This is a genomic window from Borreliella sinica, from assembly GCF_033969665.2.
GTDB classification, from domain to species: Bacteria; Spirochaetota; Spirochaetia; order Borreliales; family Borreliaceae; genus Borreliella; species Borreliella sinica.
On the sequence record NZ_CP135180.1, the window covers coordinates 15,897 to 36,573 of the forward strand.

Annotated in this window: 13 protein-coding genes; 9 read left to right on the forward strand and 4 right to left on the reverse strand. The window is 27.3% G+C overall.

Annotation, left to right across the window (positions count from 1 at the left end; all coding sequences use genetic code 11):
* Nucleotides 1–80 precede the first annotated feature (80 nt).
* From QIA41_RS00055 to QIA41_RS00070, 4 genes are read left to right on the forward strand one after another with little or no spacing between them, the layout of a single operon-like run.
* Entirely contained in the window at nucleotides 81–1,790 is a 1,710-nt protein-coding gene (locus QIA41_RS00055; protein WP_320292035.1) for a phospho-sugar mutase, read from the forward strand.
* Nucleotides 1,791–1,812: 22 nt separating this feature from the next.
* Complete coding sequence (locus QIA41_RS00060) at nucleotides 1,813–4,035, forward strand: ATP-dependent Clp protease ATP-binding subunit (protein WP_320292036.1); 2,223 nt, start codon at nucleotides 1,813–1,815, stop codon at nucleotides 4,033–4,035.
* 14 nt (nucleotides 4,036–4,049) lie between these two features.
* Nucleotides 4,050–7,178: an isoleucine--tRNA ligase gene (gene ileS, locus QIA41_RS00065; protein WP_320292037.1), complete on the forward strand. Its 3,129-nt coding sequence runs from the start codon at nucleotides 4,050–4,052 to the stop codon at nucleotides 7,176–7,178.
* Nucleotides 7,172–7,999, forward strand: coding sequence for a hypothetical protein (locus tag QIA41_RS00070; RefSeq protein WP_320292038.1), 828 nt, complete (start codon nucleotides 7,172–7,174; stop codon nucleotides 7,997–7,999). The genes ileS and QIA41_RS00070 overlap by 7 nt, the downstream gene beginning before the upstream one ends.
* A gap of 11 nt (nucleotides 8,000–8,010) precedes the next feature.
* On the opposite strand, the gene QIA41_RS00075 is transcribed toward QIA41_RS00070, so the two are convergent.
* Genes QIA41_RS00075 through sbcD form a run of 3 tightly spaced genes read right to left on the reverse strand, consistent with a single transcriptional unit; the run spans nucleotide 8,011 to nucleotide 13,072 of the window.
* Nucleotides 8,011–8,952 (reverse strand): ROK family protein, encoded by a 942-nt coding sequence (locus QIA41_RS00075; protein ID WP_320292039.1) that lies wholly within the window; start codon nucleotides 8,950–8,952, stop codon nucleotides 8,011–8,013.
* Nucleotides 8,953–8,985: 33 nt separating this feature from the next.
* Nucleotides 8,986–11,844, reverse strand: coding sequence for an SMC family ATPase (locus tag QIA41_RS00080; protein WP_320292040.1), 2,859 nt, complete (start codon nucleotides 11,842–11,844; stop codon nucleotides 8,986–8,988).
* Nucleotides 11,831–13,072, reverse strand: a complete 1,242-nt coding sequence (gene sbcD / locus QIA41_RS00085) for an exonuclease subunit SbcD (RefSeq protein WP_320292041.1) — start codon at nucleotides 13,070–13,072, stop codon at nucleotides 11,831–11,833. The genes QIA41_RS00080 and sbcD overlap by 14 nt, the downstream gene beginning before the upstream one ends.
* Nucleotides 13,073–13,145: 73 nt before the next feature.
* On the opposite strand from sbcD, the gene topA reads away from it, so the two are divergent.
* The 4 genes from topA to QIA41_RS00105 all read left to right on the forward strand — a co-directional run bounded on the left by topA (nucleotide 13,146) and on the right by QIA41_RS00105 (nucleotide 19,587).
* Complete coding sequence (gene topA, locus QIA41_RS00090; protein WP_320292042.1) at nucleotides 13,146–15,695, forward strand: type I DNA topoisomerase; 2,550 nt, start codon at nucleotides 13,146–13,148, stop codon at nucleotides 15,693–15,695.
* A gap of 2 nt (nucleotides 15,696–15,697) precedes the next feature.
* Complete coding sequence (locus QIA41_RS00095) at nucleotides 15,698–18,169, forward strand: ATP-dependent RNA helicase (RefSeq protein WP_320292043.1); 2,472 nt, start codon at nucleotides 15,698–15,700, stop codon at nucleotides 18,167–18,169.
* 130 nt (nucleotides 18,170–18,299) lie between these two features.
* Nucleotides 18,300–18,815, forward strand: coding sequence for a hypothetical protein (locus tag QIA41_RS00100; RefSeq protein WP_320292044.1), 516 nt, complete (start codon nucleotides 18,300–18,302; stop codon nucleotides 18,813–18,815).
* The gene (locus QIA41_RS00105) at nucleotides 18,808–19,587 is read left to right on the forward strand and encodes a phosphodiester glycosidase family protein (protein WP_320292045.1); all 780 of its coding nucleotides are present in this window, start codon (nucleotides 18,808–18,810) and stop codon (nucleotides 19,585–19,587) included. The genes QIA41_RS00100 and QIA41_RS00105 overlap by 8 nt, the downstream gene beginning before the upstream one ends.
* Here QIA41_RS00105 and QIA41_RS00110 read toward each other — a convergent pair.
* Entirely contained in the window at nucleotides 19,580–20,134 is a 555-nt protein-coding gene (locus QIA41_RS00110; RefSeq protein ID WP_320292046.1) for a hypothetical protein, read from the reverse strand. The genes QIA41_RS00105 and QIA41_RS00110 overlap by 8 nt on opposite strands.
* An 80-nt stretch (nucleotides 20,135–20,214) precedes the next feature.
* On the opposite strand from QIA41_RS00110, the gene QIA41_RS00115 reads away from it, so the two are divergent.
* A complete protein-coding gene (locus tag QIA41_RS00115) occupies nucleotides 20,215–20,586 on the forward strand; it encodes a hypothetical protein (RefSeq protein WP_320292047.1) in 372 nt (123 codons plus the stop codon).
* Nucleotides 20,587–20,677: the final 91 nt, after the last annotated feature.

Genomic DNA, 20,677 nt, shown 5'->3' on the forward strand with positions numbered 1-20,677 from the left:
ATTCTATATCAAGTATATAATTCATTATAAATCAATATAATTTAATTAATGTTTGTTTAATAAAATAAAAAGGACAATTAATGCAAAAAATAGAAGCCAAAATAAAATTGGGAAATTACATTCTTCTTGAAGAAGATATATATTTTAAAGAAGAGGCAATACAAATCCAAAAAACAAATAATGAGACAGAAATTTTAAACAGATTTTACAAAGATCTAGAATTTGGGACTGCTGGAATGAGGGGGATCATTGGAGCTGGAACATGCTACATAAACACATATAATGTAAAAAAAATAAGCCAAGGAATATGCAACTATGTACTTAAAATAAACAAAAGTCCCAGAGTTGCAATAAGCTATGATTCAAGACATTTTTCAAAAGAATTTGCTTACAATGCTGCTCAAATTTTTGCCTCAAATAATTTTGAAACATACATATACAAAAACTTAAGACCTACCCCCCAACTATCTTACACAATAAGAAAGTTTAATTGTGATGTTGGTGTAATGATAACAGCAAGTCATAATCCAAAAGAATATAATGGATATAAAGCATACTGGAAAGGTGGAATCCAAATGATGCCACCTCACGACACGCTAATAACTAATGAAATTAAAAAAGTAAAAACAATAATAAATACAATTACCATAAAAGAAGGTATTGAGAAAAAGATTATCAAAGAACTTGGGACCGAAATAGATAAAGAGTACTTAGAAACAATAAACGAAGAATTTCCTGATTTTGAAAAGAACAGTAAAAAAACAAAATTAAAAATAGCTTACACAGCACTACATGGCACAGGTGGCACCATAATAGAAAAACTCTTTACAAATAGCCAAATACAGCTTTTTTTAGAAAAAAGTCAAATACTACCAAACCCCGAATTTCCAACAATAGATTATCCTAATCCAGAAAAAAAATTATCAATGCTTAAAGTAATAGAGCTTGCAAAAAAAGAAGATTGCGACATTGCTCTTGCAACAGACCCGGATGCTGACAGAATAGGGATTGCATTTAAAGATCAAAACGAATGGATATTCTTAAACGGAAATCAAATATCATGCATTTTAATGAACTATATACTCTCAAAAGAAATAAATCCTAAAAATACATTTGTAATATCATCGTTTGTAACAACGCAAATGTTAGAAAAAATTGCAAAAAAATATGGTTCTCAAATTTTTAGAACTTATACAGGATTTAAATGGATAGGAAGCTTAATTGATGAAATGGAAAAAAATGAACCAAATAAAAAATTTGCTTTTGCGTGCGAAGAAAGTCATGGATATCTAATAGGAAGAAAAGTTAAAGATAAGGATGCATTTTCAGCCATAAAAGGGATTTGTTCTCTGGTGCTTGATTTAAAAGCTAAAAACCAAACACTTAAAGATTATCTTGAAAAGATATATAAAGAATTTGGATATTATGAAGAATTTAATATAGAAAAAAATTTTGAAGGGGCTAATGGAGAAATTCAAAGAGAAGCACTAATGCTAAAATTAAGAAAAGAACAAAAAATGAAATTTGCAGGAATTAAAATACTTGAAAAGTTAGACTATAAAGTTCTTAAAAAGATTAACTTCGAAAAAGAAATCTCAGAAATCAAAGAATATAAATACCCCATAAACGCAATAAAATTTATACTTGAAAAAGAAATTGTAATAACTGTAAGACCCTCTGGAACAGAGCCAAAAATTAAATTTTACATATCCATAAAACTAAAATATAAGGAAAAACATAAAATATTTGATATAATAAATGCAATAAAGATGGAGATAAAAAAATATTAATATAACAGAAAATTTAATAAATTTGGTAGAAATAGATTCAAAAGAAATTGCAAGGAAAAATAAAAATAAAGAAGTTTCAATTTGGCACTTATTAATGTCTATAATTACCACTCCTAAAAAATCTGAAATAAAATTCATAGACACCAAAACTCTAAAAAGCATCAAACAAGAAGTTATATGTGAGATGGATAAATTAGAGAAAATTTTAATAGAAAAAAATGAGATAATTATTCCAAAAATCAATAAAGAAATTTTTACTCTCATAAAAGAAGCTAAAAAGGAATTCAAACCTAAACCCTTAATAGGAGCAAAAGAAATTTTTTATCAAATATTAAAAAACAAAAAACTTTTAAAAAAGTACAAATTAAGTAAATCCAGCTTCGACTTTAAAGACCAAAACATATTAGAATACATGGAAAAAAATAAAATAAGGTTAATTGAAAGCTACAAAGAATTTGATGAAGAAATACGGTTTGAAAATGAACACTTCGAAATTGGGAAATATGTCAAAAATTTAACTGCACTTGCAAAAGATAAAAAATTAGACCCCTTGATTGGAAGAGAAACAGAAATTAAAACTCTTACAAATATACTCTTGAGAAGAAATAAAAATAGCGCAATACTCATAGGTGAGCCTGGAGTAGGCAAAACGGCAATAGTTGAAGGACTTGCATCAAGCATAATACAGAAAAAAATAAGTAGCAAACTACAAGGCAAAACAATTTTAATGCTTAAAGTTTCAAACTTAGTATCAGGAACAAAATATAGGGGTGAGTTTGAAGATCGCTTAAATAATATACTCAAATATATTGAAAAAAATAAAAACACAATAATATTTATTGACGAAATACACACTTTAATAGGAGCTGGAAACTCTGAAGGAGCTCTTGATGCATCAAATATATTAAAGCCATCACTTTCTAGATCTGAAATACAAATTATTGGAGCAACCACTTATAATGAATACCGAAAATATATTTCAAAAGACAAAGCATTCGCCAGAAGATTTCAAACAATTACTGTAAGAGAGCCCAATGAAACAGATACACTAAAAATAATCAAAAATATCGCAAAAAATTTTGAAGACTATCATGGGGTGATCTATGAAAAAAATGCGCTTTTAGATATAGTAAAACTTTCATCCAAATATCTAATAAATAAAAGATTCCCGGATAAAGCGATAGATATCATAGACATTGCCGGTGCAATTAAAAAGGAAGAGTCTGCAAAAGACAATATAATAACATCGGGTGATATACAAAAAGCAATAAATGAAATATTATCTATTAAAACAACAAACAACATAAAAGAAGAAATTTCAGAATTAAAAGAAATAGAGAGCAAGATCAATCAAAAAATCATCGGACAAAAACATGCGGTAAGCGAACTTATTAAAGAAATTATTAAAGTCAAACTTGGACTCAATGAAGATTCTAAGCCTTTAACTTCAATATTATTAATAGGGTCAAATGGATGTGGAAAAACCACTTTAATTGATGAACTATCTAAAAAAATTATCAAAGATAAAAATTCAATATTAAAACTGGATATGTCAGATTACAAAGAAGAAAACTCCATTTCAAAATTAATTGGCACAAATCCAGGGTACGTGGGTTACTCTGATGGGGGCATTCTGACAAACAAGCTAAAACATTCATTTGAAACCTTAATATTGCTTGAAAACATTGAAAATGCTCACGATTCTATATTAAATTTAATAAGTAGAATGCTTGAAAATGGAGAACTTATTGATAGCAAAGAAGATAAAATACTATTCAAAAATACAATCATAATAATGACTACAAACATTGGATCTAGAATGCTTCTTGGAGAAAAGAATATTGGATTCAGCAAAAATCAACAAATAAACGCCGTAGAAACAAAAACCCTTAAAGAAGAAATAAAACAAAATCTTGAAAAAAGATTTAAGTTGTCCCTTTTAGACAAAATTCAAAAAAAAATTATCCTGAATGTCCTTACAAAGGACAATATAGAAGAAATTTGTAAAAACTACTTTAATGCTCTTAAAACAAAATTTAGCTCTAAAGGAATTGAAATAGATATAAAAAAAGACGTCAACAAATTCATAGCCACAAAATATTATAAAAAAAATTCGGGAGCAAGAAGCGCAATTAACGCAATAAAAGAAAAAATAGAAGAAAATATTATCACCAAAATAGCTGAAAATCAAAACATAGAAAAAATAACAATTTATTTAGAAAAAGATAAAATAATAATAGAATAAAGAGGAATTATAATATGTTTAAAAAAGTAGAAAACAGAGCAAATTTTCCTAAAATAGAAGAAAAAATATTAAAATTTTGGACTGATAACAAAATCTTTGAAAAATCAATGGAACAAAGAGAAGGATGCGAAGAATTTACATTTTATGACGGACCACCTTTTGCAACAGGACTTCCTCATTTTGGACATTTTGTTCCAAACACAATAAAAGACATAATTCCAAGATATCAAACAATGAAAGGCAAATATGTTAAAAGAAATTTTGGATGGGACACTCACGGACTACCCGTTGAATATGAAGTAGAAAAAAAATTGGGAATTTCTGGCAAATATGAAATAGAAAATTATGGTGTTGAAAACTTTAACACAGAGTGCAAAAAAATAGTACTCAGATATACAGAGGAATGGAAAAATATAATCTTGAGGCTTGGAAGATGGGTAGATTTCGAAAAAGGTTACAAAACTATGGATATAACCTTTATGGAATCTGTATGGTGGGTATTTAAAAATCTTTATAACAAAGGTTTAATCTACGAAAGTTATTATGTACTACCCTATTCCCCAAAACTTGCAACTCCGCTTTCAAACTTCGAAGTGAATCTTGGAGAATATAAAGAAGTTAATGACCCATCATTAACAATAAAATTTAAAATAAAAGACAAAAACGAATACCTACTAGCATGGACAACCACCCCTTGGACATTGCCTTCAAACCTTGGAATTGCAGTAGGACAAGAAATAGAATATTCTAAAATTTTTGACAAAAAAACAGAGGAGACTTTAATACTTGGATCAAAAAAGCTTAGTAGCTATTACGATGATGAAAATTCATATACTATTATAGAAAAATTCAAAGGAAACAAGCTCAAAGGTGTAGAATATGAGCCTATTTTTAACTACTTTTTAGAACAAAAAGATAAAGGGGCTTTCAAAGTCCACACAGCAGATTATGTTACAACTGACGATGGAACAGGCATTGTTCATATTGCTCCTTTTGGAGAAGAAGACTACAGAATACTAAAAAAACACACAAATGTCGATATAATAGACCCCTTAGATGCTGAATGCAAATTTACAAATCAAGTAAAAGATTTTAAAGGTCTTTTTGTAAAAGATGCTGATAAAAAAATAATAGAAAACCTAAAATTACGCAATTTCTTATTCAAAAGAGAAAATTATCTGCACAGATATCCATTTTGCTACAGAACAAACTATCCAATTATTTACAGACCAATAAGCTCATGGTTTGTAAATGTAGAAAAAATAAAAAGCAAGCTCTTAGAAGTAAATGAAAAAATTAATTGGATGCCAGCTCATTTAAAAAAAGGAAGATTTGGGAAATGGCTAGAAAATGCAAAGGATTGGGCAATAAGCAGAAACCGATTTTGGGGAAATCCAATTCCAATTTGGATATGTTCAAAAACGGGAAAAAAAATTTGCGTTGGTTCAAAAAAAGAACTTGAAAAACTATCTGGTCAAAAAATAGAAGACTTACACAAAGACAAGGTAGACAAAATAACCTGGCCTAGCAAAGAAGGAGGCACATTTATTAGAACAAGCGAAGTTCTCGACTGTTGGTTTGAATCTGGAGCTATGCCTTACGCAAGCAATCATTATCCATTCACAAATGAAAGTAATTTTAAAAATGTATTTCCTGCTGATTTTATTGCAGAAGGTCTAGATCAAACAAGAGGATGGTTTTATACCCTTACAATCTTGGGAACTTCTCTTTTTGAAAACACAGCATTTAAAAACGTCATTGTGAATGGACTTGTGCTTTCAAGCGATGGAAGAAAAATGTCAAAATCCTTAAAAAATTATACAGACCCAATGGAAGTGATAAACACATTCGGAGCCGATGCCTTAAGACTTTATTTGATAATGAGCCCTGTAGTCAAGGCTGACGATTTAAAATATAGCGACAATGGAGTAAGGGACGTTCTTAAAAACATAATAATACCTATTTGGAACGCTTATTCTTTTTTCACAACTTATGCAATAATTGATAAATTTAAACCTTCAAAAAATCTAAACTTAGTTAAAAACAACATCCTTGATCAATGGATTATAAGCGAACTTGAAAGCCTAAAAAAAATATTAAACAAAGAAATAGACAAATATAATTTAACAAAATCGATAGACTCTTTACTTGAATTTATAGATAAATTAAATAATTGGTATATAAGAAGATCTCGAAGAAGATTTTGGAAATCAGAAAACGATAAAGACAAAAATGATGCCTATGAAACATTATATTATGCAATCAAAACTTTAATGATTCTACTTGCACCCTTTATTCCATTCATAACAGAAGAGATTTATCAAAATCTAAAAACTGATGAAGACAAACAATCTATCCACCTTAACGATTATCCAAAAGCAAATGAAAATTTAATCAACAAAACAATTGAAGAAAAAATAAATCTCGCAAGAAAAATAACTTCAATGGCAAGATCACTCAGATCAGTACACAATATAAAAATACGCATGCCTATTAGTACAATATATATTGTCACAAAAAATCAAAATGAACAAAATATGCTCATGGAAATGCAAGAAATAATATTAGATGAAATAAATGCAAAAGAAATAAAAATAAAATCCAACGAAGAGGAGCTTATAACTTACAAAGCAAAAGCAAATTTTAAAGAACTCGGGAAAAAGCTTGGAAAAGATATGAAAACAGTATCTATTGAGATTAGCAAGTTAAAAAATGAAGACATAATCAAAATAATAAATGGAACATCTTGCGAAATCAAAGTAGATAATACAAAATATTATATATCATTAAATGATATAACATTAGAAAGAGAAGAAAAAGATAATTTAAAAGTAATAAATGAAGAATCTATTACAATAGGAATAGATTCTCTAATAACACAAGAATTATACTTAGAAGGACTTACAAGAGAATTTGTAAGACAAATCCAAAATTTAAGAAAAGAAAAAAATTTTGATGTTAGCGATAGAATAAACTTATACATAGAAAATAATAACACATTAAAAGAAATACTAAATAAATTCGAAAAATATATTAAAACTGAAACATTGACCTTAAATATTATATTAAACAAAAGGAAGTTAGAAAAAAAAATAAACCTTGACGATAACATATTTACAATAATAGGGATTGAAAAATGTTAAAAATATTAATAAAGATAATTGCTATTTCTTTTCTAATAGTAGGATGCTCTAGTCTGCCTTACAACGGCCCTTCAAAACAAAATATAAATCATTTAATGGAACTTTTACCCGACGCAAATTTATATGCCCATGTCAATTTAATTAAAAACAGATCTATTTATAAATCTTTAAGCCCTAAATATAAATCCATTTTGGGGCTCATAAACGATTTATACTTCAGCTACAAAAAAGAAAATAACGATTTCGCTCTACTAATAACGGGCAATTTCCCAAAAGATATTTTCTGGGGAATTCATAAAAATAGAAATACAGAATCAATAGGAAACATACTTACAAATCCAAAATGGAAATTAAAAAATTCAAACATATATATCACTCCAAACAGAGCTAGAACAAGTATTACAATAAACCAAAAAGATAAAACCTTAAAAACCGATAACATACTAACAACAAAATACATTAATGAAATAGAAAAAAATGAAATGTTTTTTTGGATTCAAGATTCCGAATTACTGCTCCCAGACAAAATAGCAAGCAGCAAAAATTTAATCCCTTTTAGCAGTGGCACCCTATCTATAAACAGCCTAAATCAAAACGAGTATATTCTTAAATCTTTGATTAAAACAAATAACCCATCAATACTACAAATATTATCAAAAAAACTAATACCAACCATCTTAACAAGCATGACTAATCTTACAATAGCAAGCCCTATAAAAACCACAATAAAAGACCAAAATACGGTAGAAATAGAATTTAACATCCAAAAATCTGGCGTTGAAAAACTTATAACAGCACTGGCCTCAAATATTCAAACCTAACAATTTTTTTATTAATCTTCAAAATAGGTATTATTCAGCTTTTTGCAAGTAAAATAATGATACAAAGCCCCAATTTTACCGGATTCATTTTTAAATTTAGTTGGCTCAAGCATTACAAGATTTCTTATATTATTATTATTATTAAAAGCCATTTCTAAAGACCATAAATTTTCCAATTTCTCATATATTCTATCTATTAAATCGGACCTTGTGCTTATTCCTCCTCCAATCAAAATTTTTTCAGGATTTAAAATAAAAGTTAAATTATAAATACCAAATGATAAATTTTCAAAGAATCTCTCAACTTCATTTTTGGCATGAATATTCCCATTTTCAGCAAGATCAAAAACACATTCTCCTGAAATCTCTTTTAAAGGTTTCTCTAAGCGCATAGCAACCCTTTTCCTTAAAGCTAGAACAGAAGAAATGGACTCCCATCTACAATTAAAAGGAATATTACCACTAATACCTCTGGTAATCATAAATCCAACCTCTCCGGCCATAAAAGAACTTCCTCTTAAAAGTTTGCCATTTGTAAAAATTCCAGCACCAATCCCTGTACCAAGAGTCATCGCAATAAAATCATTAGAATTAATAGCATTACCCTTAAATTTTTCTGCTAAGGCTACACAATTAGCATCATTTTCTATCTCTGTGCTTACTCCGGTTAAAGATTCTAATCTATCTTTTAATGGATAATTAATAAAACCAGAAATAGCATTTACTCTAATAACATTTCCCCTAAGATCAACAAACCCGGGAATACAAATTGCAACCCCAGATATATCATTTGATTTTTTGTAAGAATTAATAAGATTAACTAAAATATTTATTTGTTCATCAGCAGTGGCACCTGTACTTATTTCATTTTTATCAAAAAAAACACCACTTGAATCTGCAAGTGAATATTTAGTAGTAGTACCGCCAACATCAATTGCCAAATAACGTTTCATATTTGCCCTCAAAGCCTAATTGTACACAAATGATCATAAATTTTCCATAGCGATATAAGAAATTTTAGAAATCTTATTTATAACTATTTGTGCTTTAATCATCTCCTTCAAATAAGAAACATGAGAAATTATACCAATTTGTCGGCCGGTCATTAATTGAAACTTAGAAAGCTTCGGCATAACTTGAGCCAAAGTATCTTCATCAAGATTACCAAACCCTTCATCTAGAAAAAAAGCTTCTATTTTTAACTCACTATCCCTTATTTTATCGGACAAGGCTAAAGATAGAGCTAAAGACACAAGAAATTTTTCACCCCCAGATAAAGTTTTTACCGTTCTTATTTTATTAACATCTTTTTTGTCTTCAATTAAAAAATCAAACTCTTTGCTATCTTTGTTAGTTTTAAGCTCAAAATCAGGGAAAATCCATCTTAAATACTTTTCATTTGCCAACCTTAAAATATCATTAATTAAAAAAGTTTGAACATAATATTTCAATCCAGAAGATCTAATAACCACTTTCCTCAAAACATCTAGCTTATCTTTCCTTTCTCTAGCAAGATTTAATTCTCCTCTTATCAAATCTAAATTAATTTTTTGTTGGTTAATCTTTTTTTCAAGAGTTTGAAAATTCAAAAGATTTATTTTATACTTTTCTATGTCCCTGGATAAAAATTCAAGCTTAGAGCTAATTGATAGACTCAATTTTTGCAAGAAATGCAGACTATTTTTATTTATTTGTTCCAAAACAGTTTCTGATTCAAAAGAAAATGCTCTTAAAGAAACATTTTTTAAATTTGAAACTATATCAATAAAACTATTTTGCTCTTCGTTTAATTTAGCCTTTAAAGTAAGTATAGATTTCTTTATAAATTTAATTTGGGTTTCGGTTTTAATTTTTAAATCTTCTAAATTTTTAAGATTTAAAACAAGAATATTCCATTCATTTTCTATACTTTTCTGCCTAGCCAAAATAACATCAAATTCTTTTTTCAAAGAAGAATAATCATTAAAACTTAAATTTAAATTAAGTTTTAACAATAAATTTTCAATCTTTAAAAGATTTTGATCAAAATTTTTATTTTTTAAAGAAATCTCAATTTTTAAATCTCTTTCCCTAGCCTTAAATTGTTCAAGCTTTTCCAATTTATTTTCAAATGACAAAATTTTTTTTCTGTCAACATAATTTATGTATTTATCAAATAAATTCTTTCCAATCAATCTTAAAATTTCAGCATTATTCTTTTTAAACTCTAAAACATTAATCTCTTGTTTAGACATTTCTTCTTGTCTGGAAAACAACTGATATTTAAGCTCATCAATTTGATTTTGTATCAAATGAAGTTTTGAATTTAAAATATGAAGATCTTTTAAGCTACAAACCGATAATTTATCTTTATGTTGATAGTTTCTATATTCAACCTCAATATATTCTAACCTCTCTTTATCATTCTCAATAGAAAAATTTTTATCACCAAGATATTGTAACAACTCTTTATACAAATCAATCTTAATAGTATTTTTTTCTTTACTTTTATTAAAATTATCTTTATCAGTAGATTCCAGATTTAATAAAAATTCTAACCTATCTCTATATTTTGAAATCAACTCATCGTTAAAAGTTTTAAATAATTTCAACGCTTCATAGTAAACATATTTATCAAAATCGAAATTAGATTTCTCAGAAGAAATACTTTTAATCTCATCATTTTTTTTACTTTGTAACTTCAATAATTTCTTTTTCTCATCCTCAAGACTATTTTTCTTTAAAAGTAAACTTTGATAATCATCCTCAACAAATTTTAAATTAAAAATGTAGCAATTTTTATTGTAAAGCTCCTTAATATAATTAAAATTGAAATTATTAATATCCAAATCTTTTATTTCTTTTAAATGATTTATTAACTTTGAAAGTTCTAAATCAAGCAATCTGCTATCATTAAATAATTCGCCTTGTATAGCAACAAGATTTTTCAAATTCCAAAAATCTGAACACAAATAAATTTTTCGATCCAAGTCTAAATTCTCTTTTAATTTCTTTTGAAAAGAATAGTCCAACTCTAAAGAATCTTGATATTCAATCTGAGAAGATAATTGATTCTCTAAAGAAGATATTTCAATTTCAAAGCCTAAATATCTCTCATTAGAAGATATTGCTTGATTGCACAAAGAAATAGCACTTCTAATATTTTCAAGATCAATTTCTAATCGATCAATATCAACTAAATCCAAATAATCTTTAAGGGATTTATACTCCCCCTCATCATAATCAAGGATTGATTTTTCATAAGATTCAGAATTTAATAATTTATCTATACTAAACTTTGTACGCTCAAAGTCACTTTTTAAATAAAATTCCAAATTATCATATTTTTTCAAATTAAAAATATTATCAATTATTGCTGCTTTCTCTTTAGGAGTTGATGTTAAAAATTCTTGGAAATTGCCTTGTGGCAAAATTACAGTTTGACAAAACTGATTAAAATCTAATCTACAAAGACTTTTAATATACTCTAAGACATCAGCTCTGCCTTCAATAAACTTTACTTTATCATCAAAAAAACAACTAAGCAACATACTCTTAGGGGTCTCTATATTTTTTACATTAAGCTCAATAAAAGATTCATAAATTTTTCCAGAAATAGTAAATGTTAATTTAACATAAGCACTAGTCTCACCTTTTGATATAATATCTACAATTTTTTTCCCAAGTCTATAAACACGAGCATATAAGGCCAAAGTTATGCAATCCAAAATAGTACTTTTGCCCGATCCAGTATTGCCAGAAATTAAAAAAATACCTGATTGTCTTAAAAGAAATGTATCAAAATTTAACTCATGCTCACCTTTATAAGAGGCAATATTTTTAAATATGAGTTTATTTATCCTCATACTCGCCTAAATATCCTTTAGCTAAAACCTCATTAAAAAGAGAAATAAGGTCTTCTTCCTTAAACTTGACATCTTTAATAACACCAGTCTCAAAATCTCGCCTCAACTTTTTCTCAAAAAAATACTTTTCATCCATTTCAAGCACTTCAAGTTCTCCAATAAGGCTAGAATCATCTTGTAAATCCTGGCTTGAGAGTAAAGAATAAGAAATAGAAACTAAATTCATAAAATTAAGCTTTGCTAAATCATAAATGGTCTCCTCAGCACTAGTATCAATTGCCTCATTAAGCTCAATTTTCAAATAAATAATAAAAGACTCTTCTTTTTTGACATTAGTCAAAAAATCAAGAATTTCGTTTAAAGAACCCTTAACAAAGATTAATTTATTGAAAACTGGCACCTGAAATGCTTCTTGCAAAATTAATTTATTTTCACTAAAATATAAAACATTCATGTACTTATCATGGCTTTCATTAAATGAATATTGCATAGGAGATCCCGAATAAACAATATTATCCCTTAGTTTCATGAATTTATGAATATGCCCAAGAGCAACATAAGAAAAATCATTTCCAAAAACATTAAAAGGTATAATATAGCTACCCCCCAAGGTATCAATCTTTTTGCTGTTACCAAAAAAAGAATGCGCCATTAATATCTTAGGAACTCCTTTATAATTGTTTTCTAAAAAATTAGATAAACTTGATATTTTTTCTCTGTAAGCATTTTCTAAATTGTCAAGAAATATCCTACTAGAGGGCTGATCTTCTGATTCAAAAATATTTTCAAAATTTTGCCCTAAAATAAGTCTTTCATTTATATGTGGCAGACAAACAACAATAAACTTAAGATTTCCATTATCTTTTAAATAAACTATTTGCTCATCAGAATCATATTCTGTTATTAAAAAAAAATTAAATCTTGAAAGAAGTTTTTTATTGATACTCAAATAATCTTTTTTGTCATGATTTCCAGAAATAACCACACACCATTTACAAGAAGTAAAAGAAAGCTCGTAAAAAAAATTATTTACCAATTTTTGCTCTTCAAATCCGGGCCTCTTGGAATCATAAATATCCCCAGCAACAAGCAAAAGATCTATCTTCTCTTTTTTAAGAAATTCTAAAAGAAAAAATAAAAAATTTTTCTGTTCCTTAAGTATTGAAAAATTTTCAATTTTTTTCCCAATATGCCAATCTGAAGTATGTAAAATTTTATAATTGCTCACAAAATACTCTCACTTTTTTAATTCTTAAATTATGTTTATATATTATAATACAATATATAAACATAAGGAATTTATGCGAAATAAAAAATTGATAATAGTTGAATCACCAACGAAAGCAAAAACAATAAAAAAATTTCTTGATGACTCATTCTTAGTAGAGGCATGCATTGGTCATATTGTAGATCTACCAAATAATGCAAAAGAAATACCAAAAGAATATAAAAAATACGAATGGGCAAATATTTCTATAGATTATAACAATGGATTTAAACCAATTTACATTATTCCTAATAATAAAAAACCAATTGTATCAAAACTAAAAAAAATGACAAAAACAATCAATGAAATATATCTTGCAACTGACCAAGACAGAGAAGGAGAAACCATAGCATTCCACTTAAAAGAAGTATTAAAAATCAAAAATTATAAAAGGATGATATTTCATGAAATCACAAAAACTGCAATAACAGAATCACTAAAAAATACTAGAGATATAGATATGAATCTTGTTAATGCTGGTGAAGCTCGAAGAATATTAGACCGATTATACGGATACACTATTTCTCCATTACTTTGGAAAAAAATAGCTTATGGACTTTCTGCTGGGCGAGTACAATCTGTTGGATTAAAATTATTAATAGAAAAAGAAAAAACTAGAATAAATTTCAAAAAGGCCAATTATTATTCAATTTTACTTCAATGTAAACACGAAAAAAAAGATTTGCTGCTTGAAACAAAATTAGAAGAAATTGATGACAAGAATATAGCAGAAAGTAAAGACTTCATAAATGAAACTGGAAAACTTAAAAATAGCACAAAAACAACAATAATAAACCAGGACTTAATGGTTGAACTTGAAAAAGAATTGAAAAATGGGAAAAAAATTGAATTAATTTCAATAGAAACTAAAAAAATAACAATATCTCCTCCAAAGCCATTTACCACATCTACACTTCAACAAGAAATAAATAAGCGACTTAAAATTGGAACAAAGCAAATCATGCAACACGCCCAAAAACTTTACGAGCAAGGGTACATTACCTATATGAGAACAGACTCTCACAATATTGCTAAAATTGCAAAAACTAAAATAACAAAAATAATAAAAAACAAATATGGAGTAGACTATATAGAGAAAAAAGATAGAATTTATGAAAAAGAAAAAATGGCTCAAAATGCACATGAAGCAATAAGGCCTTCTGAAATGTTTATTCCAAATGAAAACATAGAAATAGAAAGCAAAACCGCTAAAGAAATTTACAAAATAATATGGGATAGAACCATTATTTCTGGGATGAAAGATGCAATAAAAGAAAATATAAAACTGATTTTTAAGTATAAAAACTTAATTTTCAAATCAAGTTTTACAAAAATAATTTTTGATGGATTTCTTAAACATGCTAAAGAAAAGGATGAATATCTTAACATAAATTTTGATTTAATAAAAAAGGGAGATATATTTTCTATAGTTAAAATGAAAAAAAGCGAACACGAAACAAAAGCTCCATTTAGATACACAGAAGCATCTCTTGTGCAAAAAATGGAAAAAGAAGGGATAGGTCGTCCTTCAACTTATTCTACGATTATATCGACACTTTTAGAAAGAGAGTATGCATTCAAGCTTAACAATGCATTAATACCGACAATAAAAGGAGCTGCGGTAATCAATCTTCTTGAGAAATATTTTCCAGTATTAATTGAACTAAATTTCACCTCTAATATGGAAGAAAAATTAGATAAAATAGCAATAGGAAAGCTAGATAAAATAAAATACCTAAGCAAATTCTACAATGGGAAAAAAGGACTAAAAGATACAGTAATGCAACTAGAACCCAAGATTAATTCCTCTGAATTTAGAACTGTTATTGAAAATCAAAACATGAAAAATAAAGATAGTAGCATTAATTACACAATAAACATTGGCAAATATGGACCTTATTTAATATTCAAGGGACATAATTATTCAATCAACACAACAACTCCATTAGAAAATTTGTATAAAAAAGATGAAATAGAAAAAATAATAAATGAAAAAGAATTAAAACCAAATGTACTTGGCATTGACCCTTTAACAGGACTTAATGTAATCTTTAAAAATACAATTTATGGAAACATAGTACAACTTGGGGAAGATACTTATGCTCCGCAAGAATACACAAAAAAGGGAAAACCTAAAAAATTAAAAATAATAAAAGCAAAAAAAGCATCAACTAAAAAAATTGACCCCGAAAACATAACACTAGAGCTTGCTTTAAAATTGCTCTCACTACCAAAACAGATTGGCATACATCCTCAAACCAATGAGCAAATCATTGCTGCAACTGGTGTTTTTGGAGATTACATTAAAACTGAGAGCGGAAGTATTGCTTGCTCGCTAAAAAAAGATGTAAAAGCATATGACATAACACTAGACAAGGCTATCAGCCTACTAGACGAAAGAGTTAATAAAGTGGGTATAATCGTTAAAATGATCACATTTTCTAAAAACAAAATCGGCAACAAAATATATATTTACAAAAAAAACGACAGATTTTATGCTAAAATTAAAAGAAAAAAGATTGATTTACCCGATAACATTAATCTTGACGAAGTAAATGAGAAATATGTATTCAGTTTGTTATAAATATGAATGATTACAAGCTTCCAATTTATAAGTACAAAGATGAATTAATTAAAGTCTTAAGACAAAATAATGTTTTAATCGTTGAAAGCCCAACAGGCAGCGGAAAAACTACACAACTACCAAGAATAATATATGAAGCAGGTTTTGCAAAATTAGGAAAAATTGGAGTAACTCAGCCAAGAAGGATAGCTACAATATCAATAGCTGAATATATTGCTAAACATATTGGTGTAAACGTTGGAGAAGAAGTTGGTTACAAAATAAGATTTGAAGAAATTACAAGTCCAAAAACCAAAATCAAACTAATGACTGATGGGGTGCTTTTACAAGAACTAAAAAAAGATACATTGCTTTATGAATATGACGTAATCATAATAGACGAAGCACACGAACGAAGTTTAAACATCGATTTTATATTAGGACTTATCAAAGACATTTCAAGAAAAAGAGACGACTTTAAAATCATAATTTCATCTGCTACAATCAACACAAAAATATTTTCAAAATATTTCAACAATGCTCCGGTTGTTAGCATTGAAACTATTGCCTACCCAGTACAAATAATATACAATCCCCCTCTTTTAAACACATCAAAAGGAATGATTTTAAAAATAAAAGAAATTGTCTTGAATGTAATAAAAGAAAAAAAAGCAGGAGATATTCTTATATTTTTATCTGGAGAAAAAGAAATAAAAGAAACTATAAAAGAATTACAAGAATTAAACTCAAAAAAAAATTTAATAATATTTCCTTTATACGGTCGAATGTCTAAAGAAGCTCAAGAACAAATATTTATAGCTACTCCTAAGAATAAAAGAAAAATAATAGTGTCAACAAACATTGCAGAAACTTCAATCACAATTGAAAATATTAAAATAGTAATCGATAGCGGAAAAGTTAAGACAAACAAATTCCAAACAAAAACACATACTTATTCACTCCAGGAAGTTCCAATCTCAAAATCATCAGCAACTCAAAGAGCTGGTAGAGCGGGAAGACTTTCAAAAGGAACTTGCTACAGACTCTATAAAAGGGAAGATTATCAACTAAGAGAAGATTACCAAAAAGAAGAAATATATAGAACAGACCTATCTGAGGTAATATTAAGAATGGCAGATATTGGAATCAGAGATTTTACCCACTTTGACTTTATCTCAAAACCATCAACGCATTCAATTCAAACTGCAAGCAAAATATTGAAGTCTCTGGATGCTATAAACAATAAAAACGAACTTACAGAAATTGGGAAATATATGATATTATTTCCATTAGTGCCAGCACACTCTAGAGCATTAGTTGAAGCGATGATAAATTATCCACAAGCCATCTATCAAACTACAATAGGTTTATCATTTTTATCCACAAGTGGAATTTTTCTACTACCTCAAAATGAAGAGACGGAAGCTAGACAAGCTCACTTGAAATATAAAAATCCAATGGGAGATTTAATTGGGTTTATTAATATATTTGAAGATTTTAAAAAAGCTACAAATAAAGAAGCTTTCACAAGGGAAAATTATTTAGACCTACAAGGACTTGAAGAAATAGTAAATGTGCAAATGCAGCTTGAAAATATTGTTAGCAAATTAAATATACCAATAATACAAAAAGGTGTTTTTGACAACGAAGGGTATTTAAAATCAATAATGCGAGGAATGAGAGATTATATTTGTTTTAAAACTTCAAAAAAGAAATATAAAACCATCAAAGCTCAAAACGTAATAATTCATCCTGGATCCCTTATTAATACCGATTCTGTAAAATATTTTGTTGCAGGCGAAATCATAGAAACTACAAAGATGTACGCAAGATCCATTGGGGTTTTAAAAAAAGAATGGATTGACGATATTAACCTAAATGAGGTGTTTAAGCATAAAAACATATCTGACAAAGAGGAACAAATAACAAATAACAAGCAGTCAAAAATTGGCAATGAAATCAAAATAGGAAAAAAAATTTTCAAAGTGGAGTATAAAAATAACATTTGCATAATAAAAATTAGCCTGGAATCATTAAAAGAAATGATTTCAAAAGATGAATTAAAAATTCAAAATAATGAAAATTTTAAAAAAATTAAAGTACAATTGATGCATAAAAATGTAACGGTTCTTAGCAATAAAAAATTTTTAGAAACTATAGAAATAGTCAAAGGCATGGGAAAAAATTGGCATTGTATAAAAAAATATGAAACAAACAATGTAAACATTGACGATCCTGAAAAAATGAAAAATCTTTTAGAATGCACAATGCAGTTTATAAGTTATCCCTCTAAAAAAAATGCTCTTTTCTTATCATTAGAAACAGATCGCTTCGGGAATTTTAGACTTAAACCCAAACAAAATTTCATAATGGCAATAGAAGAATCTATGGAAAGCATAAAAAGTCTGATAGAAACAGAAGAGCACATACAAAAACTACATTCTATAAAAAAATTAATAAATAAAGTTTATAAAAAATTAAATTATTTTTTTTAAAAAAACTGAACCTTAAAGGCCTTATTATAATAGAAAAGATAATAATAAAGTATTATTCAAAGTTAGAAAAAACACTAACAATAATTTTAAATCATTTTCATTATTCTCAAAACAAAGTTTATAATAACTTATGGATTGGTTATCCTTTTTTTATGTTTTATTATTTTCAGTAATTACTCCTTTTACACTACAAAGCAATAATAAGGAAAATACAGAAAATTTAATAAAGCTATATATGCTTTATGATTTAACTAATAACTTGCCAAAGGAATTAGAAATAATAAATAAAATCAAAAATTTTGACTTAGAACAATACTACATACTAATTGCAAAATATTGTCTAAAAATCAAAAAATATAAAGAGGCTAATAATTTTTTAAACAAAATAAATGAAAAAAATATTAAAAATCAAAAAATAAAAACTGAAATAATTTCATTAAAATTACGAATAAACGAAGATAATATTAATGAAGAAGAAATCAACAAAATTTTAAATACTGAAAAAAATATAGATGTAAAAATACTCTATCAAATATTTAATATTATAAAATTTAAAAATAAAAAATTAGCAACACAGATTAAAAACCTAATATTAACAAACTATCCCAAAAGCATTTATTCTTATAAAATAAAAAGAAATGAATAAAAAAATATTAACACTGCTAATATTGATTTTAAGTATTGCATCATTAATGCTATCCAAAGCAATCACTAAAAAAGCCAACTACCAAATTATTAAAGGTTATTCCATGAATAGCAATTATGTTCTAGTAAAAATTGAAAATAAAGATCTAAGATTCACTATATCAAAACCTATTTATGACAAAAAACTAAATGATTACTACTTCAAAGGGCAAACAACAAGTAATTTCTTAATTTCTAACAACGTTGACATTGCAATCAACACAAGTCCTTACGAAGTTAAACAAAACATGTTTTTTCCAAAAGGACTGTACATATATAATAAAAAAATGATTTCAAAACAAGTAGCTAACTATGGAGAGATTGCAATAAAAAACAATAAAATTATATTAAATCCTAAAGAAGACGAAATAAAAACCTCTGATTATGGATTTAGCGGATTTTTCGTTTTAATCAAAAATGGAGATTATAAGAAAAACTTCAAAGACGTAAAGCACCCAAGAACAATAATAGGAACTGACAAAAATAACAAGTATTTATTTCTTGTTACAATAGAAGGAAGGGGTGTAAACAATAGCAAAGGGGCTTCTCTTAATGAAGCTATTGATTTTGCATTAAAATATGGAATGACTAACGCCATTAATCTAGATGGGGGGGGATCAAGTACCCTTGTTGTAAAATCAAATAACGCTCCTCACAAATTAAATTTTACTGCAAACATCTTCGGACAAGAAAGAGCTGTTCCATTCCATTTAGGAATAAAACTCCCTAATTAGAGAATCTCCAACCAATATTAAATCCAAGCATAATCTCGGTTGTTAACCCAGAAAAATTTTTATAATTAGAAAATGGGGAGATAGAAAGCATAAACAAAGGCCTAACGTATAAACCCTCAATATCAGGAATAAAAAAATCGGCAGCAAGTCCCATACTTAAAAAAAATAGATTGAAATTGTTAGAATTATTAGAACTCAAATCAAAGGCATATTTAACCCCGATTAATGGAAAAAGCATTCTAATCTGTTCTTTAAAAATCATTGGATATGTTCCATAAAGCCCAATTGATAAATATCTCCCATTGTGGGTAGTAACAAAGGCCTCTTTGTAAGACATTTCAAAAAGTGCATAATTTGCATCAAAAAATAAATTAAAATTAATCCCATGATCTGATCTAGTAAAATTTGGAGCAAATTTGGTGGAGCTTGTTTTATCAGTATAATTAGTAAATTGATAGGAAAAACCTCCGCCAAAAGAAAGTGGATAAGAAACAATTAAATTATTAGAAGAGACGAGAAATAAAATAAAAAAAAGATATTTCTTCATTAACAATCCTTAAAAATTCTAAAAAATACTATACTATTATAGTAGCACACTAAAGTAGTATATAGAAAATCAAGGAAATTATGAATAAAAAAATATTATATTTAATATCTTTAATTCTTTTAGCTTGCAATAACAATAACAAAATTCCTCTCATTCAAAAATTGAATTTGCCCAAAAGTAGCATTCTTGGTTTTAGCAATAAAGTGGGCATAATAATAAAAGACTATGCTCTTCTTAGTAAAAGCATTAATAAAAATAGCGAATTGAATTATGATTACGCAATTCTACTTAGAAAAGATGAAGTAGTAAAAATTGAAAAAACATTAGAAAAAACAGAACGCTATGGAATTGAAGGGAATTGGATCCTAGTCAATTACAAAGGGACTAAGAGCTACATCTTCAGCAAAGACATAAACATAGTCAACAATCTAATAATTGAACATTCTAAATAACTTCACTACATACATAACCTGAAAAAAAGTTAGATCAATGTAGCTAGTTATTTACTTTTTTTCTTATGTCTATTTTTTCTTCTTTTTTTCT

Bases quoted from the DNA above. Each gene is read 5' to 3' on its own strand.
- QIA41_RS00055 (WP_320292035.1), top strand. From the start codon at position 81: ATGCAAAAAATAGAAGCCAAAATAAAATTGGGAAATTACATTCTTCTT.
- ileS (WP_320292037.1), top strand. From the start codon at position 4,050: ATGTTTAAAAAAGTAGAAAACAGAGCAAATTTTCCTAAAATAGAAGAA.
- QIA41_RS00070 (WP_320292038.1), top strand. From the start codon at position 7,172: ATGTTAAAAATATTAATAAAGATAATTGCTATTTCTTTTCTAATAGTA.
- QIA41_RS00075 (WP_320292039.1), bottom strand. From the start codon at position 8,952: ATGAAACGTTATTTGGCAATTGATGTTGGCGGTACTACTACTAAATAT.
- QIA41_RS00080 (WP_320292040.1), bottom strand. From the start codon at position 11,844: ATGAGGATAAATAAACTCATATTTAAAAATATTGCCTCTTATAAAGGT.
- topA (WP_320292042.1), top strand. From the start codon at position 13,146: ATGCGAAATAAAAAATTGATAATAGTTGAATCACCAACGAAAGCAAAA.
- QIA41_RS00095 (WP_320292043.1), top strand. From the start codon at position 15,698: ATGAATGATTACAAGCTTCCAATTTATAAGTACAAAGATGAATTAATT.
- QIA41_RS00100 (WP_320292044.1), top strand. From the start codon at position 18,300: ATGGATTGGTTATCCTTTTTTTATGTTTTATTATTTTCAGTAATTACT.
- QIA41_RS00105 (WP_320292045.1), top strand. From the start codon at position 18,808: ATGAATAAAAAAATATTAACACTGCTAATATTGATTTTAAGTATTGCA.
- QIA41_RS00110 (WP_320292046.1), bottom strand. From the start codon at position 20,134: ATGAAGAAATATCTTTTTTTTATTTTATTTCTCGTCTCTTCTAATAAT.
- QIA41_RS00115 (WP_320292047.1), top strand. From the start codon at position 20,215: ATGAATAAAAAAATATTATATTTAATATCTTTAATTCTTTTAGCTTGC.